20 protein-coding genes and 1 tRNA gene are annotated in these 22360 nt (G+C 41.8%); 14 read left to right on the top strand and 7 right to left on the bottom strand.

Translation table 11 applies throughout. From position 1 onward, the window contains the following. Window positions 1-114 precede the first annotated feature (114 nt). The 7 genes from xsc (at window position 115) to ABXT59_RS09025 (ending at window position 6580) form a co-directional block, all read left to right on the top strand. A complete protein-coding gene (gene xsc / locus ABXT59_RS09055; protein ID WP_443635732.1) occupies window positions 115-1893 on the top strand; it encodes a sulfoacetaldehyde acetyltransferase in 1779 nt (592 codons plus the stop codon). Window positions 1894-2108: 215 nt separating this feature from the next. Next, window positions 2109-3590: a glutamate--tRNA ligase gene (gene gltX / locus ABXT59_RS09050; RefSeq protein ID WP_443635730.1), complete on the top strand. Its 1482-nt coding sequence runs from the start codon at window positions 2109-2111 to the stop codon at window positions 3588-3590. Window positions 3591-3745: 155 nt separating this feature from the next. Beyond that, window positions 3746-3821 (top strand) — tRNA-Ala (locus ABXT59_RS09045). Window positions 3822-4015: 194 nt separating this feature from the next. After that, complete coding sequence (locus ABXT59_RS09040; RefSeq protein ID WP_443635728.1) at window positions 4016-5203, top strand: tyrosine-type recombinase/integrase; 1188 nt, start codon at window positions 4016-4018, stop codon at window positions 5201-5203. 69 nt (window positions 5204-5272) lie between these two features. Beyond that, window positions 5273-5794, top strand: coding sequence for a hypothetical protein (locus ABXT59_RS09035; RefSeq protein WP_443635727.1), 522 nt, complete (start codon window positions 5273-5275; stop codon window positions 5792-5794). Between the two features lie 76 nt (window positions 5795-5870). Further along, window positions 5871-6062, top strand: a complete 192-nt coding sequence (locus tag ABXT59_RS09030; RefSeq protein ID WP_443635725.1) for a helix-turn-helix transcriptional regulator — start codon at window positions 5871-5873, stop codon at window positions 6060-6062. A gap of 32 nt (window positions 6063-6094) precedes the next feature. Next, window positions 6095-6580 carry a hypothetical protein gene (locus ABXT59_RS09025; protein ID WP_443635724.1) on the top strand — a complete coding sequence of 162 codons (486 nt, stop codon included), beginning with the start codon at window positions 6095-6097 and terminating at the stop codon, window positions 6578-6580. Window positions 6581-6885: 305 nt separating this feature from the next. On the opposite strand, the gene ABXT59_RS09020 is transcribed toward ABXT59_RS09025, so the two are convergent. Next, window positions 6886-9327 carry a DUF4214 domain-containing protein gene (locus tag ABXT59_RS09020; protein WP_443635722.1) on the bottom strand — a complete coding sequence of 814 codons (2442 nt, stop codon included), beginning with the start codon at window positions 9325-9327 and terminating at the stop codon, window positions 6886-6888. Between the two features lie 573 nt (window positions 9328-9900). Here ABXT59_RS09020 and ABXT59_RS09015 point away from each other — a divergent pair. Beyond that, window positions 9901-10197: a hypothetical protein gene (locus ABXT59_RS09015; RefSeq protein WP_443635720.1), complete on the top strand. Its 297-nt coding sequence runs from the start codon at window positions 9901-9903 to the stop codon at window positions 10195-10197. Between the two features lie 348 nt (window positions 10198-10545). Here ABXT59_RS09015 and ABXT59_RS09010 read toward each other — a convergent pair whose 3' ends face one another. Beyond that, the gene (locus tag ABXT59_RS09010; RefSeq protein ID WP_443635718.1) at window positions 10546-12738 is read right to left on the bottom strand and encodes a tetratricopeptide repeat protein; all 2193 of its coding nucleotides are present in this window, start codon (window positions 12736-12738) and stop codon (window positions 10546-10548) included. A 237-nt stretch (window positions 12739-12975) separates the two neighbouring features. Here ABXT59_RS09010 and ABXT59_RS09005 point away from each other — a divergent pair, with 237 nt between their 5' ends. Further along, a complete protein-coding gene (locus tag ABXT59_RS09005; protein ID WP_443635717.1) occupies window positions 12976-13278 on the top strand; it encodes a hypothetical protein in 303 nt (100 codons plus the stop codon). A 284-nt stretch (window positions 13279-13562) separates the two neighbouring features. On the opposite strand, the gene ABXT59_RS09000 is transcribed toward ABXT59_RS09005, so the two are convergent. Further along, window positions 13563-13769 carry a hypothetical protein gene (locus ABXT59_RS09000; RefSeq protein ID WP_443635715.1) on the bottom strand — a complete coding sequence of 69 codons (207 nt, stop codon included), beginning with the start codon at window positions 13767-13769 and terminating at the stop codon, window positions 13563-13565. Between the two features lie 141 nt (window positions 13770-13910). Next, window positions 13911-14390, bottom strand: a complete 480-nt coding sequence (locus ABXT59_RS08995; protein WP_443635714.1) for a hypothetical protein — start codon at window positions 14388-14390, stop codon at window positions 13911-13913. A 330-nt stretch (window positions 14391-14720) separates the two neighbouring features. On the opposite strand from ABXT59_RS08995, the gene ABXT59_RS08990 reads away from it, so the two are divergent. The 3 genes from ABXT59_RS08990 to ABXT59_RS08980 all read left to right on the top strand — a co-directional run bounded on the left by ABXT59_RS08990 (window position 14721) and on the right by ABXT59_RS08980 (window position 17600). Beyond that, on the top strand, window positions 14721-15434 hold the full coding sequence (locus ABXT59_RS08990; protein ID WP_443635712.1) for a hypothetical protein: 714 nt from the start codon (window positions 14721-14723) through the stop codon (window positions 15432-15434). Window positions 15435-16208: 774 nt separating this feature from the next. Beyond that, the gene (gene pal / locus ABXT59_RS08985) at window positions 16209-16820 is read left to right on the top strand and encodes a peptidoglycan-associated lipoprotein Pal (protein WP_443635710.1); all 612 of its coding nucleotides are present in this window, start codon (window positions 16209-16211) and stop codon (window positions 16818-16820) included. Between the two features lie 141 nt (window positions 16821-16961). Beyond that, complete coding sequence (locus ABXT59_RS08980) at window positions 16962-17600, top strand: tetratricopeptide repeat protein (protein WP_443635709.1); 639 nt, start codon at window positions 16962-16964, stop codon at window positions 17598-17600. A 131-nt stretch (window positions 17601-17731) separates the two neighbouring features. Here ABXT59_RS08980 and ABXT59_RS08975 read toward each other — a convergent pair whose 3' ends face one another. Together ABXT59_RS08975 and ABXT59_RS08970 are read right to left on the bottom strand one after the other, a co-directional pair. Continuing rightward, window positions 17732-18121, bottom strand: coding sequence for a hypothetical protein (locus ABXT59_RS08975; RefSeq protein WP_443635707.1), 390 nt, complete (start codon window positions 18119-18121; stop codon window positions 17732-17734). Then, window positions 18114-18398 (bottom strand): hypothetical protein, encoded by a 285-nt coding sequence (locus tag ABXT59_RS08970; protein WP_443635705.1) that lies wholly within the window; start codon window positions 18396-18398, stop codon window positions 18114-18116. The genes ABXT59_RS08975 and ABXT59_RS08970 overlap by 8 nt, the downstream gene beginning before the upstream one ends. Window positions 18399-18461: 63 nt before the next feature. Here ABXT59_RS08970 and ABXT59_RS08965 point away from each other — a divergent pair, with 63 nt between their 5' ends. Both ABXT59_RS08965 and ABXT59_RS08960 read left to right on the top strand, forming a co-directional pair. Beyond that, window positions 18462-20504, top strand: coding sequence for a tetratricopeptide repeat protein (locus ABXT59_RS08965; RefSeq protein ID WP_443635704.1), 2043 nt, complete (start codon window positions 18462-18464; stop codon window positions 20502-20504). A gap of 404 nt (window positions 20505-20908) precedes the next feature. Next, window positions 20909-21403, top strand: coding sequence for a hypothetical protein (locus ABXT59_RS08960; RefSeq protein ID WP_443635702.1), 495 nt, complete (start codon window positions 20909-20911; stop codon window positions 21401-21403). A gap of 22 nt (window positions 21404-21425) precedes the next feature. Here ABXT59_RS08960 and ABXT59_RS08955 read toward each other — a convergent pair whose 3' ends face one another. Beyond that, on the bottom strand, window positions 21426-22133 hold the full coding sequence (locus tag ABXT59_RS08955) for a hypothetical protein (protein WP_443635700.1): 708 nt from the start codon (window positions 22131-22133) through the stop codon (window positions 21426-21428). Window positions 22134-22360: the final 227 nt, after the last annotated feature.

Raw genomic sequence — 22360 nt, 5'->3', positions numbered from 1 at the left:
CGAAATCACTAATGTGGATCTAAATCATTGGCTAATACTTTAGTATCCTATGCTCATGATCTTAGAATTCTAAAATCTTTGTCTTTATTAAACTCTAATTAGGTGTAACCGATTATGAAAATGACCACAGAAGAAGCGTTTGTAAAAACCCTACAAATGCATGGAATAGAGCACGCTTTTGGTATTATTGGTTCAGCCTTTATGCCTATTTCTGATATTTTTGAAGAAGCTGGCATTACCTTCTGGGATTGTGCCCATGAAGGATCTGGCGGCATGATGGCAGATGGCTACACTCGTGCCACTGGTAAAATGAGCATGATGATTGCTCAAAACGGTCCAGGCATTACCAATTTTGTTACCCCTGTTAAAGCAGCTTACTGGAACCACACCCCCCTTTTGCTAGTTACGCCCCAGGCGGCTAACAAGACCATTGGCCAAGGTGGTTTTCAAGAAGTAGAGCAAATGGCTTTGTTTAAAGACATGGTTTGTTATCAAGAAGAAGTGCGTGACCCATCTCGTGTTGCAGAAGTACTTGATCGCGTCATTGCCAATGCTCATCGTTTCTCAGCACCAGCGCAAATCAATATTCCACGGGATATGTTCACTCAAATTGTGGATATTGATTTACCCACGACAATTGATTTCGAATTGCCTTCTGGTGGTGAAATGGCCATAGCAGAAGCTGCAAAATTGCTTTCTGCGGCTAAGTCTCCAGTGATTTTAAATGGTGCTGGCGTGGTATTAGCCGCTGGTGGTATCGCTGCTTCTATGGCATTGGCAGAGCGTTTAGACGCCCCCGTATGCTGTGGTTACCAGCACAATGATGCTTTCCCTGGCTCACACCCATTGTTCGCCGGCCCATTAGGCTATAACGGCTCTAAAGCAGGCATGCAATTAATTCAAGAGGCGGACGTAGTATTGGCGCTAGGCACACGTTTAAACCCATTCTCTACCTTACCGGGTTACGGCATTGATTACTGGCCAAAAAATGCCAAAATTATTCAAGTTGATCTAAAGCCTGAGCGTATTGGTTTAACTAAAGCCGTCACTGTGGGTATTGTGGGTGACGCGGCTAAAGTAGCCAACGGTATCATGGGACAGTTATCGGCTAACGCTGGTGACACTGATCGTGCCGCTCGTAAGGCACGTATTGCAGACACTAAAGCGGCATGGGACAGGGAACTGGAATCCATGACCAACGAAGAAGACGATCCAGGCACAACTTGGAACGAACGTGCCCGCGCTGCTAAGCCAGAGTGGTTAAGCCCGCGCATGGTATGGCGAGCGATTTCTTCAGTGATGCCTAAAGATGCGATCATTTCTTCTGACATCGGTAACAACTGTGCCATTGGTAACGCTTACCCAACCTTTGAAGAAGGGCGTAAGTATCTAGCTCCTGGCTTATTTGGCCCTTGTGGTTATGGCTTGCCTGCTGTAGTGGGTGCCAAAATCGGCTGCCCAGATACCCCTGTTATTGGTTTTTCTGGTGACGGTGCCTTTGGTATTGCAGTCACTGAGCTTACTGCCATTGGCCGTGATGAGTGGCCAGCTGTGACCATGATTGTGTTCCGTAACTACCAATGGGGTGCAGAGAAGCGTAACTCGACCTTATGGTTTGACGATAACTTTGTGGGCACTGAGTTAGATGAGAACGTAAACTATGCTGCCCTTGCTGAAGCCTGCGGCCTGAAAGGGGTTCAAGCGCGCACTATGGATGAAGTGAGTTCTTCACTTAGCCAAGCCCTTGTAGATCAAGCTGCTGGTAAGACCACGCTGATTGAAATATTGATCAACCAAGAGCTAGGCGACCCGTTCCGTCGTGATGCTATGAAGAACCCAGTAAAAGTAGCTGGTATTAGCAAGAATGACATGCGCCCACAAAAAGGTGCATAAACGCTAAGTGTAATAAACGGGCCTCCATGCCCTGCATGGAAGCCTGTAGTTACGTTGTTATTAACCGAACCACATGCCCACCATTGATCCCACTGCAAGCCCTGTATTTTTTAACAACACTCCTCTAACACTATACCCCTATAGCGACCTGCCACAAGGGCAACATAATCAGGTATAATAAGGCGGATTTTTCTACCTAATATTAGACCCTAATCATGACAGCTATTCGCACTCGCATTGCACCTTCTCCTACGGGTGATCCTCATTTAGGCACCGCCTACATTGCACTCTTTAATTTAGCCTTTGCCCGCCAGCATGGTGGCGAGTTTATTCTGCGCATTGAAGACACAGACCAAGAACGCAGCACCCCAGAATCTGAGCAAGCCATTCTAGATTCATTGCGTTGGTTAGGCATTGAGTGGAGCGAAGGCCCGGATGTTGGTGGCCCCCATGGGCCTTATCGTCAGAGTGAACGCGGTACGATTTACGCTGATTATGCCCAACAGTTAGTAACGAACGGTCATGCGTTTTATTGTTTTGCCACCACCGAAGAACTCAATGAGTTGCGTCTTCACCAAACGGAAAACAAGTTGCCCATTGGCTATGATGGCCGTGGTTTAGACTTGTCACCCACTCAAGTGCAGCAGAGATTAGATGATGGCATGCCTTATGTGGTGCGTATGAAGGTGCCACGCCAGGGTATGTGTGTGTTTCAGGACGTGTTGCGAGGTAGTATTGAAATCGAATGGTCTCAAGTCGACATGCAAGTGCTGCTCAAAGCAGACGGCATGCCCACTTATCATTTAGCTAATGTGGTGGATGATCATCTCATGGGTATTACCCATGTGCTGCGCGGCGAAGAGTGGATTAATTCAGCACCCAAGCATCAGTTACTGTATCAATACTTTGGCTGGGATATGCCGCAATTGTGTCACCTGCCGTTATTACGCAACCCAGATAAAAGCAAATTATCCAAGCGTAAAAACCCAACCAGCATTATGTATTACCAGCGCATGGGTTACTTGCCAGAAGCCTTGTTGAACTACCTAGGCCGTATGGGTTGGTCGATGCCCGATGAGCGGGAAAAGTTTAGCCTAGATGAAATGATTGCAGATTTTGATGTCAACAGAGTGTCATTGGGTGGGCCTATTTTTGACCAAGAAAAACTCTCTTGGCTTAACGGCCTATGGCTACGCGAAGACCTAAGTGATGCTGAGTTTATGCAGCGCATGCAGACCTGGGCCATTAATCACGATTTCTTAGCTCCCATAGTGCCCCTTATTAAGCCCCGTGTGGACAAGTTTAGTGATGTCTTGCCACTTGCTGGGTTTTTCCTTAGTGGCATGCTCAAGCTCACACAGGACGACCTAGGCAATAAAAACCTAGAGCCAGAACATGTGCGCAAAGCACTGCAGTTTACCCTATGGCGCTTAGAAGCTTTACGCCATTGGCAAAAGGACGATATTTTCGCTATCTGTAAAGGCATGGCAGAAACCCTAAACATTAAGCCCAAAGACTTATTTGCGACCTTGTTTGTGGTCATTACTGGCACCACAAATTCGGTGTCCGTATTTGATGCCATGGAAATCCTTGGCCCAGACATGAGCCGGGCGCGCATACGCCACGCAATCGAGCTTTTGGGTGGTCTTTCAAAGAAGGAAGCTAAGCGCTGGGATAAGGAATACCAAGCCCTCTAAGGTGCACTCAAAAAATGAGTGGAAGTGATTGATTAAAAACAGTCTTTTTCTACCCAAACGGGTAAAAAGAGACTTGCAATCCAGCCTCAGATGCCTATAATACGCCTCCATCAAGTCGCAACAGTTGTATCCCAAGCGCTTGATAACCCTCGTGTGGGGCCTTAGCTCAGCTGGGAGAGCGCAACACTGGCAGTGTTGAGGTCAGCGGTTCGATCCCGCTAGGCTCCACCAATTACATGTCCAACGATGTCTAATATCGTTCCATAAGCCCAGCAATTGCTGGGTTTTTTGTTTATACTATGTCCAAAGACATCCAATAAGATACCCCCTTATCCAGATACTATTAGGGGTACATTTGGGGGTATTTACGAAATAATTACTAAATAACCCTTCAATGTACCCCCATTTACCCAAGTGGTGGAACTATGTCATTGACCGATACACAAATACGACAATCCAAACCAAAGGATAAAAACTACAAGCTAAGTGATGGTAGGGGCTTATTTTTACTAGTCACTCATACTGGTGCTAGATATTGGCGGCTCAAATACCGCATAGCTGGTATAGAAAAGCTTTTATCAATTGGCGTCTATCCAAGTGTTTCGCTCAAAAAAGCCCGAAAAGCCTGCACAGATGCAAAAGACTTACTTGAACAAGGCATAGACCCTTCGCAGGCTAAGAAATCTAAAAAGATTGAACAGTTGCAAGCACGCTCTAACAACCTTGAAGCCATAGCAATGGAGTGGCAAAAGCAACAAGCACTTAGGTGGAGTGTTGGTTATAGTGGTAAAGTTTTGCGTTCTTTGAAACGTGATTTATTTCCTTATCTAGGAACTTTGCCATTAGGAGACATTACACCACCACAGTTGCTGCATGTACTTCGACGTGTTGAAGCCAGAGGTGCTACAGAAAGTGCGCATAGACTTAAACAAACAGTTGGGGCAGTGTTTAGGTTTGCTGTTGCTACAGGCCGTGCAGAGCGTGATATAACGCCAGATTTGAAAGGAGCGTTATCTGCACCACCCAAAAACCATTTCTCTGCTATAACAGAACCGCAACAAGTGGGCCGTTTGTTAAACATGATCTACAATTATCATGGTACTGCGACGGTTAGGTCTGCTTTGAAGTTTGCACCTTTAGTGTTTGTTAGGCCTAAAGAGCTGCGCTGCGCCGAGTGGCAAGAAATCAATTTTCACCTATCTGAATGGCGAATACCTGCGAATAAAATGAAGTCGGGTGAAGGCCATATTGTGCCACTGAGTAAGCAAGCTGCAGCAATTTTAGAAGAACAGTTCAAAATTACAGGTCATTCCAGTATTTATGTATTTCCATCAGCTAGAAGTGTCCACAGACCTATGAGTGATAATGCAATACTTTCAGCTTTTCGCAACTTGGGTATACCAAAAGATGAAATGACTGGTCATGGGTTTAGGGCAATGGCTCGAACGATCTTAGATGAGGTATTAGGGGAGCGTATTGAGCTTATAGAACATCAATTAGCTCACGCTGTTAGGGATAGTCTTGGTAGAGCGTACAACCGAACCAAACACCTTTCTCAGCGTAAAGAGATGATGCAGCGATGGGCTGACTATTTGGATAGTTTAGCTAATTAAAACGGCGTCTACTGGTTTAATTGCAGGTTATGTATTAAACACTTTTCAAGCTATTATATTGGAGGAGATGTGGTTAAGAAAAAAGGTTTAGATCGGTTACAGTTTGGTTTACTAGAAAGCGCGCAACAAATTGATAATAAAATCAAAGACCGAGTAGACGAAGAGTATCAGCGAATGCTGAGTGTAGCAGGCTCTTTTGGTTTTGCAACTACTGACATTGACTGGTATCAGGTTGCATTAAAACTGGCAAAAGAATTTGTGCCTGAACTAAAAGAAAACAAACCTCGGGGGCCAAAATTAAAGTGGGGTATGTTTGAAAAGATGATGCTAGCTGGAGAAATTTACCGTCTTAAAATCACTGGTTTAACCATAGAGCAGGCCTGCGAAGAACTTTGCAAAGCGGACGTTTGGCAAGACTTTTTAGATCAAAAAGAAAATACATATGGGTCAGATGCAAAGGCAGCTCTGTTAAAACAGTATAGTTCGAATTCGCGTGAGAGCATTATCGGTATGCACGCATATCTGCACCACGTCCAAACTGACGACCTTGATGGGTGGCAAAAAGTTCTGAATGAAATTAAAAAGAAATAATATTCAAATAATTAATTCCTATTCATAGTTTGTCCTGTGCTGGCCAATAACGTCCAGCCGTTATGGAGCAAGCTATATGAACGACTGCAAATTACCTGATACAGGCTTTATCCGCTTAAAAGCTGTTTTACACCATATTCCTGTTGGAAAATCATCATGGTGGGCAGGTGTAGCATCTGGTCGGTTTCCTAAATCTTACAAAATTGGCCCAAGAACTACGGTTTGGAAGGTCGAAGATATTCGTAGCTTTATTAATTCACAACACTAAATCGTCTAGGATTTGTGGATTGGAGATAAGTTATGGGAAGAGTCAAACATAAGCAAAAAGCCAGTTTTGCGGGTATACCTCGGATAGTGATGGAGTGTCCCGACTATACCAACTTGAGTAGCAACGCCATTAGGTTATTAGTCGAGCTGGCGTACTCATACAAAGGCGGGAATAATGGGGACTTGTGTCCCGCTTGGACGTTCATGAAAGAGCGTGGTTTTCGGTCAAAAGCCACACTGACAAGAGTAATAAAAGAACTTGTGGCAGCAGAGATGATAATGCTAACTCGTCAGGGTCAATTCATTAGAAACAAGGCGGGTTTGTATGCTTTAACATGGGCGTCTATTGATGAGTGTGCAGGAAAGCAGCTAGACGAATCACCCACACGCACACCACCAAGAAACTTCTCACTTGAGCGCCAACAAGGGTGGCCAAGAAAATTAGATCCTCCAGAACAGAAACTGAACCGTAAGGGTACAAAAACTGCACCCAAACCCCTTTTAAGAGCGGTTAACTAGTACAGAAGCTGTACCCTATTTAGCTCTTTTCACTATGCTCATGGGTACAGAAACTGTTCATCTATATATTAATAGCCATACCTATAAGTCTGGTTAAGAGAGGCTTAAATCAGAATCATAAATTCAGAAATATTCCTAGTGTCAAGTGTGGTAATTTGAAATGTGTATGCAGACCTTGCAGTTCTGGATGGGTGAACGCAGCTTAGAGTATGGCTGTAAGGTGCTTAATTGACGTTAGAGTGGGTGTGAAGTGGGGTAGGGTTGAAGCTTGGGTGCTAATAACTACTCAGGCAGTCAGGTGAAGCCTAGGCCACCCATAAGTCATACTGCACACCATTACCAATTAGCTCTAACACATTAGCTTGGTTTTCTGTACCTTCAGAAAAGTCTGCCATCACTTTGTCCCAAGTTTTTTCTGGGTTATTGGCCAATTGATCCACCCACCAATCATAGCCACCACTGTCAGGGTCGCGACCAAGTACGTTGTTATACACCTTAGTGAGAAACTCCCCATTGCTGGGGTTAGTGCCGTAGGAAGCTCTAAATTCATCAGAGTCAATAAACCCCGCTGATACCTCTACCAAGGTCTTGCCTAAATCCATTTGTCCTATCCAATACCCTAAACCACCTTCATCAGGTGTGCGATTAAACGCCGCCTTATAAATGCGATAACAACTGCCTCCAGTATCTCCAGCACCAATGTCTAAAGCTACTGATTTATCAGTAAAGTGAACACGCTCAATATCTTGTAAATGATCAACACTCAAATCTGAAACAACACTTACTGGCCAAATGTTGGCGCTCTCAATGAGAATTGAATACTGGCTAACGTTAGAGAGGTAAACGGTATTGTCGAATCCTGAGCCGCCGGCAATATAATCTGACCCATCACCCCCAGTTAAGGTGTCGTTGCCTTCTCCACCCCAGAGCACATCAGGTCCTTCCCCTCCATTTAAAGTATCGTCGCCATACCATCCGTTTAATATATCATGTCCTTCGCCTCCACTGATAATATCGTTTCCCTCCCTGCCACCAAGAAAGTCGTTTCCAATTCCACCATCGATGTTATCAACGTTAGATCCACCGATAATGGTATCATTACCATCGTTGCCATAAAGCCATTGTGTGCCTGATGACGTCTGATATTCATACGTGTACTCACCTTCTGGTGTTAGGGAACCATTAATATCATCATCACCATTTCCTCCATAAGCGTAATCATTGCCTGAGCCAGTGTTAATTTGGTCGCTTCCAGCGCCCCCATATAAACTATCGTCACCACTCTCTCCATTTAAAGTATCGTTGCCAAGATAGCCAAAGATCGTATCATTACCATCATTGCCAAGAATTGTATTGCCAGTCTCATTACCATGTAAGTTGTCATCGAAAGACCCACCCCAGAGGTCTTCAATCACTGTATTGAAATTTATTGTTAGTTGATTTTTGGTTGTGATTAAGTCAGATTTAACACCAATAAAACTCCAGTCACCTGGGGTTAAATATATGGTAGCTGCAGTGGCTGCATTGGTAGCGTCAATCTTGTCGATGCCTTGCCCATCATAAACGAAAGTTCCTTCACTCTTGCTAAAGGTAAACGTTGTATTTCCAGCGTTTGCAGATGTAGATACGCCATAAAGATACTGCAACGCTGCTAGATCTAAAGGCCTAAAGCTTGCAGAGTAGTATTGAGTAGAAGTTGTGTAACTTATAGCAGTCCACTGATTATTTTCTTCTAAACTGGACTCTAGATAAGGGGGGGGAGCAATTGTTCCGCTTGGATCAATTTTGCTGAATGGATGCTTGAGGCCTAGCGCATGGCCCAGTTCATGGACTAGAGATTCAAGGTCATAATTAGGGGTACTTATAGACGGGTCAGCGTTAGAATCATCCATAAAAATGTCTGAGCCTTCAAAATCATCATATATACGGCTATTATCTGGATGCGAAGCATAACCGCCAGAGTCAGTTTGAGCGTTGGTAGAAACTGCAATCGTATTAGCTTGATAAGCATTAGAAGTTTGAACAAAATTAGCGTCAACAAGTCTGCTTAATAGAGAAACAATATGTACAAAAGCAGCTTCAAGGGAGGACTCCGCTGGCGACCAACCATTCAGGTCTTTGGCATCGAAATAAGACAAGACTTGCTGCGGGAACAGATATTTAAATGTTTTATCATTTTCGAGATAATGATGGTGATGAACACTAGAATCATCAGTAATTAGGGCGTCTATCCAGTATGGAATTTTTTTTACACCATCACTATACTGGATATTTTCAATAGTCGAATCGGCATTATAATAATCTACTGAAATATGTAATGTATCGTTGCCACTGGCATCCCAAACATCATCCCAGATGTCATCAACATAATAGGTATCGTCTCCTTCATCACCACCCATATAATCAACACCAAGCCCTCCATCTAAAGTATCGTTGCCATCTTCTCCATGTAATTCATCATCCCCTTCGCCTCCACTGATAACATCATTTCCCTCTCGACCGTTAAGGAAGTCGTTCCCTCCGTCCCCCCAAATATTATCTACATCAGTTCCACCAAATATAGTGTCGTTACCCTCACCACCATAAAGCCATTGTGTGCCTGATGATTTCCAGTAGAGATAGTCGAATTCACCTTCCGGTGTTAGGTAACCATTAATATCATCATCACCACCACCACCATAGGCATAATCTTCACCTGAACCAGTGTAAATTCTGTCATTTCCATTCCCTTTTCTGATTGTAGCCACGTTTCATCTTCCTTAATTAGTAATCATTCTGTGGATAATGTAGATAATAATTTAGACCAGACATGCTACTGAGACAAAGAAAGAACTTACTCATTCTTTATTTTTAGTGGTTCTTGGTCTGCTTTTAAAGCATCAGAAGCATATTTTTATTACAGTCATTTTTAAAGCAATAGCCCATTTCCATCACTAGCAACTGCAACACCACTGCTCAACAACAGCGAAATCGTTAACCCTGTAATTATCTTTTTGATGCTCATGATTTTATCCTCAACGATCTATAGTGCTTATTATCAATACTACTAATATAGAACTATCATTGATATAGGAGGATTTCTGATTTGAGCCTTGTAGCATTTTTTAAGAAAAGCTAGTGAGCATTGGTAGCATTGTAGTGCTGGATGAGCGAACGCAGCTTAGAGTATGGCTGTAAGGTGCTTAATCGACGTTAGAGCGGGTGTGAAATGGGCAAAGGCTATGGCAGCTAAAGCTCGAGGCAGATGCTATGCTAGTCATGCATGCGAATAACCTAATGTGATAAAATACACCTGACAGATTTATCAAAGGTATATCAACATGGCATCATATGGCGGCATGAGAGAAGGTTCTGGTAGGCCTGCAGGAGCTAGTAATAAGGCAACCTCAGAGCTTAAGTTGAACTTATCAGAGTTGGCTCGAGAATACACCAATGATGCCTTAAATACGCTGGTAGATGTAATGCAATCAAGTCAGAGCGATTCAGCTCGAATTGCTGCAGCTACTGCGATACTTGATCGTGGGTATGGTAGGCCAACAAAAACCACAGCGCTTGAAGTTAACGCACCGTTTGTTCCTACTAAAATACAGCTGGTGGCTCACACTGGTATGGCTTAAGGCAGAAGTGAACTTTGATAGCTGCGCTAAACTGTTGCTTCAATAAGATGGGTAATAACGCAGGTATTTTTTTACTCAAGTCCAACTAATTTATTAAAAACAATAGGTTAGGTATAATCGATAGTGTCCGCAGACGGAATCGAACCGCCGACACGACGATTTTCAATAAATCACGTCACGATAAATTGATAACTATTAATAAGTTAAAGTTAATTTATCAATGTTTGCTATACAGTATGCTATAGCTTTATTAGAACTATGCGAGTGCAATCCGTTATTGTTGCATATAAGCCCCACAACTTTGTGTTTGGCTTCTGGTGCATATTTGGTAATCCTCTTTAATAGATGTTAAATACCAATCAATTTAACTGCGACTTGTTGTGTGAAGAATGAGACTGCTATCACTTCATAACTATAGTGGTTGATAGAACAGAATTCGTTTAATGCTTTAAATTCGTCTTGTTCCCAACTTTCGTTAATTATGAATTCATCAAAGATAAGAATAGTATCTTTATCCATCACTGATTTTGAAAAATTTAAAGCACAAATAGTCGAGGAATATAAATCTGCATCAAAATTTATTACCGATGCCATAGGACGACTTTCAGAAAAGAAGACTGGTAACGTATCTTCAAATTTACCTACAATAAACTCTCCCCCTTTAATTTTAGGCACATTTCCATCACTAGTATAAGTGCCTTCCTTTTCAATGTGATGTCCAACATCCCATTCTTCTGGCAAACCTGTGAACGTGTCAAAGCCATAGCCTTTTTTAAAAACCTTAATAAGATATTTAAAGGATGACGCCCTCCACACACCGAATTCATAAAACGGTTTTGAAATTATGCTTTTTTTAATAATAGCATCGAAAAAGTAGAACTTGTTAAAGTGTAATTCAGGAAGATTAGGTAGGCTGAAAACCCAAGAAAATGAACGCATGTAGGCATGTTTTTTGAATTTTGATTGCATCAAATTATCAAAGTCAGTTCTATCTCCTTGATAAAATTTTAATGCAGCTTTTGTTAATTTGGCTTCTAAATAGGTTGTATCAGCAATCAAACATTTATCAATCCAATGTTCAGCGCTTTGTATAGTCTTTTGAATACCATTTAGGTTCCAAAAAGCAGTGACATCGTCAGGTTTGAGCGCTATTGCTTGTGTATAGCTTGCTTCAGCTTCATCTAATCTACCCAGTTCTTGTAGCGTGTTACCCAAGTTGTTGTGGGCTTCAGCATAGTCAGATTTCAGCGATATTGCTCGCTTATAGCTTGCCTCAGCCTCATCTAATCTACCCAGCTTTTGGAGGGTGATACCTAAGTTGTTGTGGGCTTCAGCATAGTCAGATTTCAGCGATATTGCTCGCTTATATCTTGCCTCAGCCTCATCTAATCTGCCCAGCTTTTGGAGCGTGACGCCCAAGTTGTAGTGGGCTTGGGCAAAGTCAGGTTCCAATACTATCGCTTGCTTATAGTTTGCTTCAGACTCATCTAATCTACCCAGTTCTTTTAGCGTGTTACCCAAGTTGCTGTGGGCTTCAGCATAGTCAGATTTCAGCGATATTGCTCGCTTATAGCTTGCCTCAGCCTCATCTAATCTACCCAGCTTTTGGAGGGTGGTACCTAAGTTGTTGTGGGCTTCGAATAAGTTAGGTTCCAATACTATCGCTTGCTTATAGTTTACTTCAGCTTCGTCTAATCTACCCAGTTCTTTGAGTGTGACGCCCAAGTTGTAGTGGGCTTGGGCAAAGTCAGGTTTCAATGCTATTGATTGCCTACAGCTTGCTTCAGACTCATCTAATCTACCCAGTTCTTGTAGCGTGTTACCCAAGTTGCTGTGGGCTTCAGCATAGTCAGATTTCATCGAAACTGCTCGCTTATAGCTTGCCTCAGCCTCATCTAATCTACCCAGCTTTTGGAGGGTGGTACCTAAGTTGTTGTGGGCTTCAGCATCTTGAGGAGATAATTGAACAGTCTTTTGACTGGCAACTAATGACTCACTAATTCTGCCTGCTTGCTTCAGAACAACGCCAAGCACTTTCCAGCCAAAATGATGTTCAGGGAATTGTTGAGTGAGGGATTGTGCCAACTTCTCAGCATCACCGTATCGTCCAGTTTGATAGCATTCTAATAGACTGCTGAGTTGTTCCTGAGATGGGCTTGCACTAATGCCATTTTCTGGTTTGTTTATGGAGGCTAGTTGTACCTCGAAGGCATTTAATTTCTCTTCCGCCACACCCTGTTTTTTTGCTTGTTCTATGATGTCATTTGCATTATCAAACTGCTTTTCTTTAATAAGGGCATCAATATAACTCAGCCAAAACTGTTCTATCTTCGGATTAGCGTCAAGAGCAGTTTTAAATAACGGCAGCGCTGCCTCAGCTTTATTAACAGAGACTGCTAATACTCCCAGGTTATGATTGGCATCAGGATGTGCGGGTTGTGTTTGCAAGATAGCCCGATACAGACGTTCGGCATCTTGAAGTTTGCCTTCTTTGTGTGCTGAAATACCCTGGTGCAGTGCTTGTTCGATAGTCAGTTCCATTGAAAGCCCTTAAACTCCGCTTAATATGTCCTATAAGTACCTGCTTTAATTTATGCTCATAATTGTTTCTTGTCCCAAGCAGCTAATACTTTTAGTCTCATCTTTTGAGTAACTGCTGTTGCATCGTTTACAACCTCAATTTATTCCCCTTAGGTGAATTTATAATAACAGGACTTAGTTCTAAATTCTCTAATATGCTAAAATATAGCAGAGTTTGGTTATCAAAAGGAAATCAAAATGGCATCACATGGCGGTATGAGAGAAGGTTCTGGTAGGCCTGCAGGAGCAGCTAATAAAGCTACGTTAGAGCTTAAGTTGAACCTGTCAGAGTTGGCTCGAGAATACACCGATGATGCCTTAGATGCGCTTGTAGAAGTGATGCAATCAAGCCAGAGCGATTCAGCTCGAATTGCAGCTGCTACTGCGATACTTGATCGGGGTTATGGCAGGCCAACAAAAACCACCTCGCTTGAGGTTAATGCACCTTTAATGCCTACGAAAATACGACTGGTGGCTTACACAGGGTCAGTTCAAGATTAGTGAATGGAACTAAAAACAATTATTGGTAAATTTCTAACTTAAGTTAGCTAACTTTGGTGATTAATTCCTGCTAAAACTTAAAATTTAGCAAATGGTTACCAAATTTTTATGGGGGTATTTATGGGGGTATATTTTAGGATTTAAAAAATTATTATCATTAAAAACAATAATTTAAGTATGGTATTTGATAGAGCTAGGCCACTAGGCTTGTAGCCATAGTAGACACAAACTGAACACACATTACTGAACACCAACTCCCTATTTTTAGGTTGGTGGTTACTAACCTACTTAAAATCTCCCCCAATTTGCTCAGCAGTAAACTGAATCGGAGCATCATCAAAGGGCAGATCATGTCCCTCTTGATAGATTAATTGAGTGTTCACAGACTTGTGTGCGTTGTTCTTTTGAATGGCTTCTTTTGACTCTTCCGCTTTCTTAGCTAAGTTATTTGCCAGTGAGCTGACTGTATGAAATGTTGGTGGATTTTCCATGCCAGCATACCCTGCTATGGCTCTTTCTTTCTCCATTATTGTGATGAGCCACTTTGGTGTAAATTAGCAAATATCAACTTTAGTTTTCCACACCTTTTTGACTCATCACAGAGTGATGTTTAACACTATTACATAAGCTAGCTATTGAGGTAGAGTCCATTCCCCAGCCCACGTATAAGTTCCCGTATCTTCTCCAGCAAAGGGACCACCTACTTGACAGGTGCCATTTAGTTTAGCACCAGCATATTTGCCCCATGAAGCAACAGTTAAGATGCCACATCCAGTCCAATCAGCCTCTAGTATATGCCCAACACTGATGTAACCATCACCATCACTATCTTTTGCAGTGCAACGAAACGTTGAACCCTTATTAGAATAATCGGCCCCCATTACCCATATAGCCGAACAACTGGCAACCATTTTTGATGCAAAGCCTTCTGGTTGATTGTCTAGAAACCATATATCATCAGCTGTGGTTTCCCTAACAAAGGTGCCGTCAGCCATAGTTTTTTGTTCACCCTCTACATTTATGGAGTACCCAACGCCCGTTTCTGCTGTGGCTGCGCCACTCAGAGCCAGCGCAATACCCATTGCAAATAGTCGGAAATTTATTCTTTTCATTATTATTTTCCTTTTAACTTACTGGATCGGTTCTTCAATGGCCAGTATTGATCTGTTTGTAAGAAGTTAACAAAATACTAACGCGATAAAATTACTTTAGATATAGGAAAATTTCTGATTTAAAGTTGTACAGCAGTTTCTAAGCAGCGCTAAATTTATTGCCTAAAAGTTTTCCCCTAGAACATTAAAGGTTAATCCTTAATGTGAATTTTGCTAAAATAGATAAATCTGATATAGTGAGAGAGTAAGGATCACATGACTACGCGGTAGGAAACCTAAAAGTGAGTTTTTAAAACACGTAAGTGAAAACACAATATAGGAATAAAAACCATGTCTAAAAGTGAAGAAAACAAATTAGCAATTGCAAAAAACCGCAAAACAATTTTTGGAATTGAAGCCCAAGTAATGGCAAACAAAGCGTTGGTCTATCAGTCACGTTCAATGATCGAAGAAAACCGTCTGATGATCATGAGTAATTATTCAGCTGCCTTTATGGGTAATCGCCAGCTGGCAAATGCTAACACAGATGAGATTTTCGGCAATAGAGCAGCTATTTTGAAAGGAATGGAGGCAAATGGGGATGTGCAGGAAAACTATGTCAACGCACAGACCAACAAGTCAGCTTTGGATTTCCTACGTCACCGCTCTAGCTTGAACAGCTCTGTTCTCAAAATCAGTGAAAAAATGGCTGCGATTAACTCCCAACTGGTAGAAATAAACCAAGAAATCATGGAGGCTAACAAATCAATAGTTGAATTCAATGGTGCACAGATCGCAGCAAATGCAGACATGATTAGTGGATCTTTGTCAGCATCCTCAGCGACCACTGAAAGCAATGCAGCCATGATTGCTGGCAACAGTGCAGCTATGGTGGATCTGTCAGGAAATGTGTCGGCAAACAAATCCACTATCGATGATCTGCTTGTCAAATCCGCATCAAACGCAGCGTCCCTGATGAAAAACAAGAATGAAATTAATGAAAGACGCAAAGCCATCATGGAAAACCGTGCAGGTATTGCTGCAAACAAAGCCAAAATCGGCTAATGCATCAAACTTAAATGTCAGGGTGCGGTCACATCGTGCTCTGTCTTTTAACACTGATGATTAAAGCAACAATAGATCCACCATCATGTGCGTCAGGTTGTCGAGAAAGGATCTGTGTAATTAGCTAAAAATCACCACTGATTTACTTAGGAGTGAACTGAATCGGAGCATCATCTAAGGGCAAATCATGCCCCTCTTGATAGATAGATTGATTGAGTGTCCACAGACCTGTGTGCTTTGTTCTTTTGAATGGCTTCTTTAGACTCTTGAGCTTTTTTAGCTCGGCTATCAGCCAGTGATCTGACTTTATGAATTATAGCCAGACTTACCTTAGGGCCAATCATAAAGTTAATGATTCAATAGCATGGATTGGATTGTTGACAGAGTATAGAATGGATTGTTGACAGAGTATTGATTGGATTGTTTACAATGTTATAATCTTCTGCTATATTTTCGGCCAGTTAATTCCTAAAAATTAGAGATTTGTTATGACGATTACTATAACCTGGATCGCTGGATTCCTTATACTCACTTGCCTAATTCTTACTCTAGCAAAGATGCTAAGAAAACGTTCATTGACCCGTATCACTTCTAAATGGGAACTTTAGGTTCTCAACCTGACAATCTTTGTAATTTCTAAAACACAGTTTTTGGTACATTAATCTAAAGGGTCAGTCCAACCAATGACTCTACTCTGGCCAAGAGGTTTTTTAGAGCTTCGTTGGTTAACCTTTGTATTTATCAATAATTAAAAATTCATTAAGGAGCAAGTCTATGCAAAAGGTTAACCTAAGTAAAATTGTCGCCTCCAGTGCTTTGGTCGCGTTTTTAGCTGCCTGTAGTTCTACTGGTGAGACCACAGATGCAAGGGCCAGTGCTCAAGCAGCCCAAGTAGCTGTTGAAGCAGCTCCATTAGCCCAAACTCAAGCAGACGCGCAAGCTCTTAAAGATGCTCAAGCTTTAGCAGATGCCGAGGCAGCCCAGCAGGCTGCTGATAACGCCGTGGCTCAAGTCGCCGCTCAGAAGCAGCAGGCACAAGAAGCTGCTCAAGCTTTGGCCCATATTATCTATTTTGACTTTGACCAGTCGACTATTAAACCAGAGTTTCGCACTGCACTGAATAGCCATGCTGCCTACTTAAGTCAAAACCTTTCAGCAAGAATTGTTTTAGAAGGTCATGCTGATGAACGTGGAACTAGGGAGTATAACATCGCTCTCGGTGAGCGACGTGGTATCGCTGTAAGTCGTTATTTAGTGGTACAAGGTGTTTCCATAGAAGCAATTGAAGTGGTCAGCTTTGGTGAAGAACGTCCTGTCAACTCAGGAAGTGAAAGCGCTTCTTTGTCTGAAAACCGTCGGGTAGAAGTACGTTACGTTAACTTCTAGTGACTGCTAGGGTCTACCAAAACAAAGTAGACCTTAACAGGTCCTACATAATATCGTTGTGCTTTTCACATCAGTGGTTTTTTGTTTCTTAACTCGATGCTTTTCCTAATAAAGAACAATTGTTAATAAATGGATTTTTTAGTGTATATAAATAGATTTTTAGTAGCCTTAGTTTTTTCAATATTCTTTGGCAGTGGAGCCACCATGGCGGGCGTCGAAGAAGACTATGTGAAAGCAAAACAGTCATTTGACTCAGGAGATTATAAAACTGCTATGGCAGTATGGGGGCCTTTAGGTGAGGAGGGGCATAGTAGATCTCAAGTCATGCTGGGGTATGCATATAAAAATGGCATGGGCGTGGTAAAGAACAATAAAATTTCTTTTAAGTGGTATGCCAAAGCTTCTGCGCAGGGAATTTCTTATGCTCAATTCAAAGTAGGAAGTGCTTATAGCAATGGTGAGGTTGTCACACGTAACTCTCAAGCAGCTGTGGAATGGTTCAACTTAGCAGCCAAACAAGGGTTTGGTAATGCTCAATATATGTTAGCAGTCAATTACTATAATGGCAGAGGTGTTAGCAAAGATTATAAGCGGGCTTATATGTGGTGCACCTTAGCCTTACATAACGGTACCCAATTGGCTAATAATATTAAAGGACAGATAGCTAAGAAACTGCGTTCATATCATCCCACAGATGGGTGGCATGGTGAAAGCGCCTCCCTCTCTGAAGCGCAAGAAATGTCGAGGGTTTGTTTAGCGAACAACTATCAAACTTGCTAGAGAATGGTAATTCGGCTTTATTTTTTTCCATGCAACACTGGCGAGGAGTGGAAGAACCAAAAAGCCTTAAAAAAAGGGGAATCAAATTAAACCTTTTTTGAGTTTATCAGAACTATTTAGCGAGAGACGTTTCAAAAGTATTTGAACTCAGATTTTCCTGCAAAATACAAAATAAGAGAGGCTGGTAGCCAAAAAAGCATTTGTAAATATTCACTTTTATTGGCTCCTTCAACATAAAACACTAGTGAACCCACCACAGATAAATGAAACAATATGATTCCCAGGACTTGAATAGGATAAAGTTTCACTGAACCTACAAAAAAATATCGGATACTAAAGTAAACAAAGCTTGTCATAAGCGATAAGCGGATCGCATGTAGCCGATGCTCTGGAACATCATGGCCATCTGAAATAGAGAACGGAAAGGTTATAGTAACATTATTGAAATACCCAATGACAACAACGACACACCAAATTGACAAGAGTAGTATTATTATTTTTGCAGCGACTCTGTTATTCACGAGGATACTCCTTCTTCACATTTTGGCCCCAATTTGTTGTATTTATTCCACCGTGATGTACATCGCTAATTTGTGGGGTTGATCTTTTAAATTTAAATTCTTTATTGTTATCAGTCGTTGATTCTCCATTTTTAATTTGTAAGAGTTTAGTCGATTCAAAAAAATAAACATCGCCCAGACCCGCAAACCCAATTGATGGGAAAACTAAAAATGCAATTATTAACAAAATTTGTATTACAAAAATCCTTTTAATGAGAACCAATATTTTATTTAACATTTTAATACTTGTCGATAGGGTCAGCTTTTAATATATTAGTGGATAACTAATAAAAGGTATTATATGCACTCACAATTTGACCATGGACTGAAGGCATTCCAGTCGGGTGACCACGCAGTTGCGATAAAAGACTTAACTCCCTTGGCTGAGCGCGGTGATGCGAGAGCCCAATATCATCTGGGTATTATTTACACGCAGGGCGCTGGCGTTGCAAAGAACGATGAGACAGCGCTCAAGTGGTACACTAAATCTGCTGAACAAGGTGACGCCTTGGCTCAATATAATCTGGGATTCATGTATCAGCGAGGGGCAGGTGTTACAAAGAATGATCAGATAGCAGCTAAATGGTTTATCAAAGCGGCTGGACAGGGCCACGATGGCGCTCAATTTAATCTGGGTTTTATGTGCGCCCATGGTGTGGGTGTTTCAAAGAGTAAGGAGTTATCAATTAAGTGGTATACACTCGCTTCTGAGCAAGGACATGACCGGGCCAAGGCTAATCTAGTAAGGATTAACGCATTAAATAGTAGTCTGCCAAAAAGTGACTCAGAAACTGCTCTGGAGCATTTAAAAGGGGCTGAGGAGGGGCACGCTGACGCTCAGTTTAACCTAGCGATCATTTATCGAAATGGTCAGGGTGTTGCTCAAAGTGATGAGGCGGCTGTTCAATGGTTTACTAAAGCGGCTGAACAGGGCCATATGAGTGCTGAGTTCAATCTTGGCTTTATGCACAAACGTGGTGATGGTGTTCCACAGAATCATTTTATAGCATTTGAATGGTTTGCTCTCGCTGCTGAGCAAGGGCATGCCAGAGCCCAATATAACGTTGGAAATATGTGTTTTAGTGGCGAGGGAGTGATAAAGAACGATCAGCAAGCTGCTCTGTGGTTCAATCTAGCGGCTGATCAGGGTTATACCTTGGCTCAATATAATCTCGCAGTCATGTACAAACGTGGCGATGGGGTGATACAGAGCTATCAAAAGGCACTCCTGTGGTACACCGCAGCAGCTGATCATGGGCATGCAAGTGCTCAATATAATTTGGGTGTGATCCACCAACATGGGAAAGGAGTGCCAAAAAATGATCAGATGGCATTCAAGTGGTTTCAAGATGCTGCTGAAGGTGGACACTCAAGAGCTAAAGTTGCTTTGCAGGAGTTTGCTAAGCTTGGTGATGTCGCGCAAAACAATCAGGAAACTCCTTCTGAATATATTTTGGCCGCTGAAAAAGGGAGCGCCAAGGCTCAATATAATTTGGGACTGATTTATCAAGAAGGAACACACGTTGCAAAGAACGACACAATAGCGGCTAGGTGGATTACCTTGGCCGCTGATCAAGGATATGCTCTGGCTCAGTACGCATTAGGGTTCATGTACGACAAAGGCGAATGTGTTCCAAAAAATAGCAAGACGGCTTCTAAATGGTATCTCTTAGCAGCGGAGCAGGAGCACGAAAGTGCTAAATCTAATTTGGGACAAATGCACACAAACGGTGTAGCAGGGATACAAAACACTGTCACTGCAATTAAATACGTCATTTGTGCTGCTGAGCAAGGGCACGTCAATGCCCAATTCTACTTAGGGGATGTGTACGACAAAGGTAAGGGCGTTCCAATAAACGATAAGGAAGCGGCTAAGTGGTACACTTTAGCTGCTGAGCAAGGGCATATGGAAGCTCAATTTTGTCTGGGAGATATATTTGAGAAAGGCAAAGGAGGTCCAACCAATAACAAGGAAGCTGCGAGGTGGTATACACTGGCTGCTGAGCAGGGCTATGCTAACGCTCAATCTAACTTGGGAAATATCTATAGGATTGGAGAAGGGGTTCCGCAGAATGATACAGCCGCAGTGAAGTGGTATACCTTAGCGGCAGACCAAAATTACGCTCTTGCTCAATATGCTCTGGGGGTGATGTACAGCAAAGGAAATGCTGCGCTTAGAGACTATAAACGTGCATATATGTGGTACGACATAGCGTCCTCTAATGGAGTCGTTAAAGGCATTCTACATAAAAAAGACATCGCTAAGGGAATGACCCCTCCGCAAATAGAAGAGGCAAAAAAGATGTCGCTCAGGTACTTTAAAAATATTCATGCTGATGTTTAAGAGCAAAGTATAGTCATTTCCAAACTGTATTAATCACAAATCTAATTCAATATTATATAACTCATGAATGGCAACCATTAAGTTTCTGCGTAGCTAGACGATGGTTTTGAGTGGTCTTAAGTCATTGGTCACTAGCTTTGAGTTATTCCGCCTGTTGGTGTGCGTTTATTAATTACATACATACAAGCGTTATTGGCTTAGTATATAACGTCTTTCCCAAGGCATAGGTGTTTAGTAACTTCCCTATTTAGAGCTTATACAAGGTCCAATGGTTACTATTGTTGGCCATGACTGATTATACTCGGGGAATGTGTGACTATTAATGTTATGTCTATTCTTTGTGTTTCTGGAAAGAGTTTTTAACCATGGTGCTTAGGTTGTTCAAAAGAGGTTGGAGTAGTGCCATGAAAATTTTAGTCTACGCATTGTTTACTATTATCTTGGTGATGCCCAGTGTGGCGTATAGTTCAGCTTCCTCCGCACCCCCAGAACAAAACACTTACAATGCCACTTTACCTGATGCACTAGTCACCCAATACACAGGGACGATTTTTGCAGAAACTTCTCAGAATCAATGGCGAGGTGTGATCCTCAAGTGTCTGCAGGGAACCGTTCTAATTAGCACCATGGAATGGCCCCAAGAGGGTAAAGTGTCTGCCATGTTCACTTACGCAGGCAAATCCACCCATATAATGGGCAAGCTGGATAAAGTCTCTAATAGTTTTGAAGGTCATCAAATATTAAATGACAAGCTTACACTCCATTTAAAAGGTGCTGTTAAACGAGACAGTGCAGATGCATCAATTTGGTTTGAACTTAATGTGGGTGGTCAAAGTGCTAATAATTTATGTGTGGCCAAATTTACCGTTTACCCCAGTGGTCAGTTTTTAGGATCGTGATCACGTCATATACTGATAAAACCTAATCTTTGCAGTTAGGCTTTGAAAACATTACGGGTGAGGTTGATATACTGGTGTCATAGGTATTATTGTTTTGGTCATATTCCAAATAAGTTTGTATAAACTTATTGTCAGTCTCATTATCAACACTGTACTGCAGAATACCTTTAATAAAATGATTGCCTCCACAGCCTTCATCCGGTAACGACCAATAAACAGAATGATGATATCCGTCGCCACTGCTTAAAGGTTTGGGGTCAAGGCGTGTTGAATATAATATTTCTGGGCTACCAGTTTTTATCGAAATAACATATAAAAATTCGTTTCCACTCCATGCGCTTGGAGCAAGCCCTTCAGTCCAGAAAATATAGACTTTTGGTGAGATTATATGAATGGAAGAATCGGGGATATGATGTTCTAGATTGTTTATCCTTGGAACTATTTTGTCATCATAATAATCTCTAAATTCCTGTGTAGCGGTATCAAAGGCTTTCTGATCAACAGTCACATCGGCAATGATCTGTTGCTTTACTTTCATTGAAATAAGTTGATTGAGCTTCACACTTTCGATGGTAATGCTAGATTTAAACATAATAAAAGAGAAAAACTGATCAACTCTCATATCTGCCAGAGAAAATGTTGATAACAATATAGGAAAAATAATAGACCCTACAATTCTGTATCGAATTATTTTGAGTTGTTTTAACACTAAATAGGCACGTTTAGTCATAAATAGTCCTTTGTTGCATGCAACTAGATTCTTTAATACGATCTCTTGATACTATTCATTTTATAGTCTTGAGTTTATGCTTACAGCAAGACTTCATCTTGCCTAACCATTATAAAAATAAGACAGGAATTAGCTAATGTAAACGCCAGAAGCTATATCAAATTTCTTTGTTCATAATTGGTAAAAATTACGAGGGTTAAACATCAAGAACCAGCAAGCTATGAGTG

It is taken from the genome of Candidatus Njordibacter sp. Uisw_058 (genome assembly GCF_047730065.1).
Classification (GTDB): Bacteria; Pseudomonadota; Gammaproteobacteria; order Pseudomonadales; family Balneatricaceae; genus Njordibacter.
This window is presented reverse-complemented; position numbering and strand designations above follow the sequence as displayed.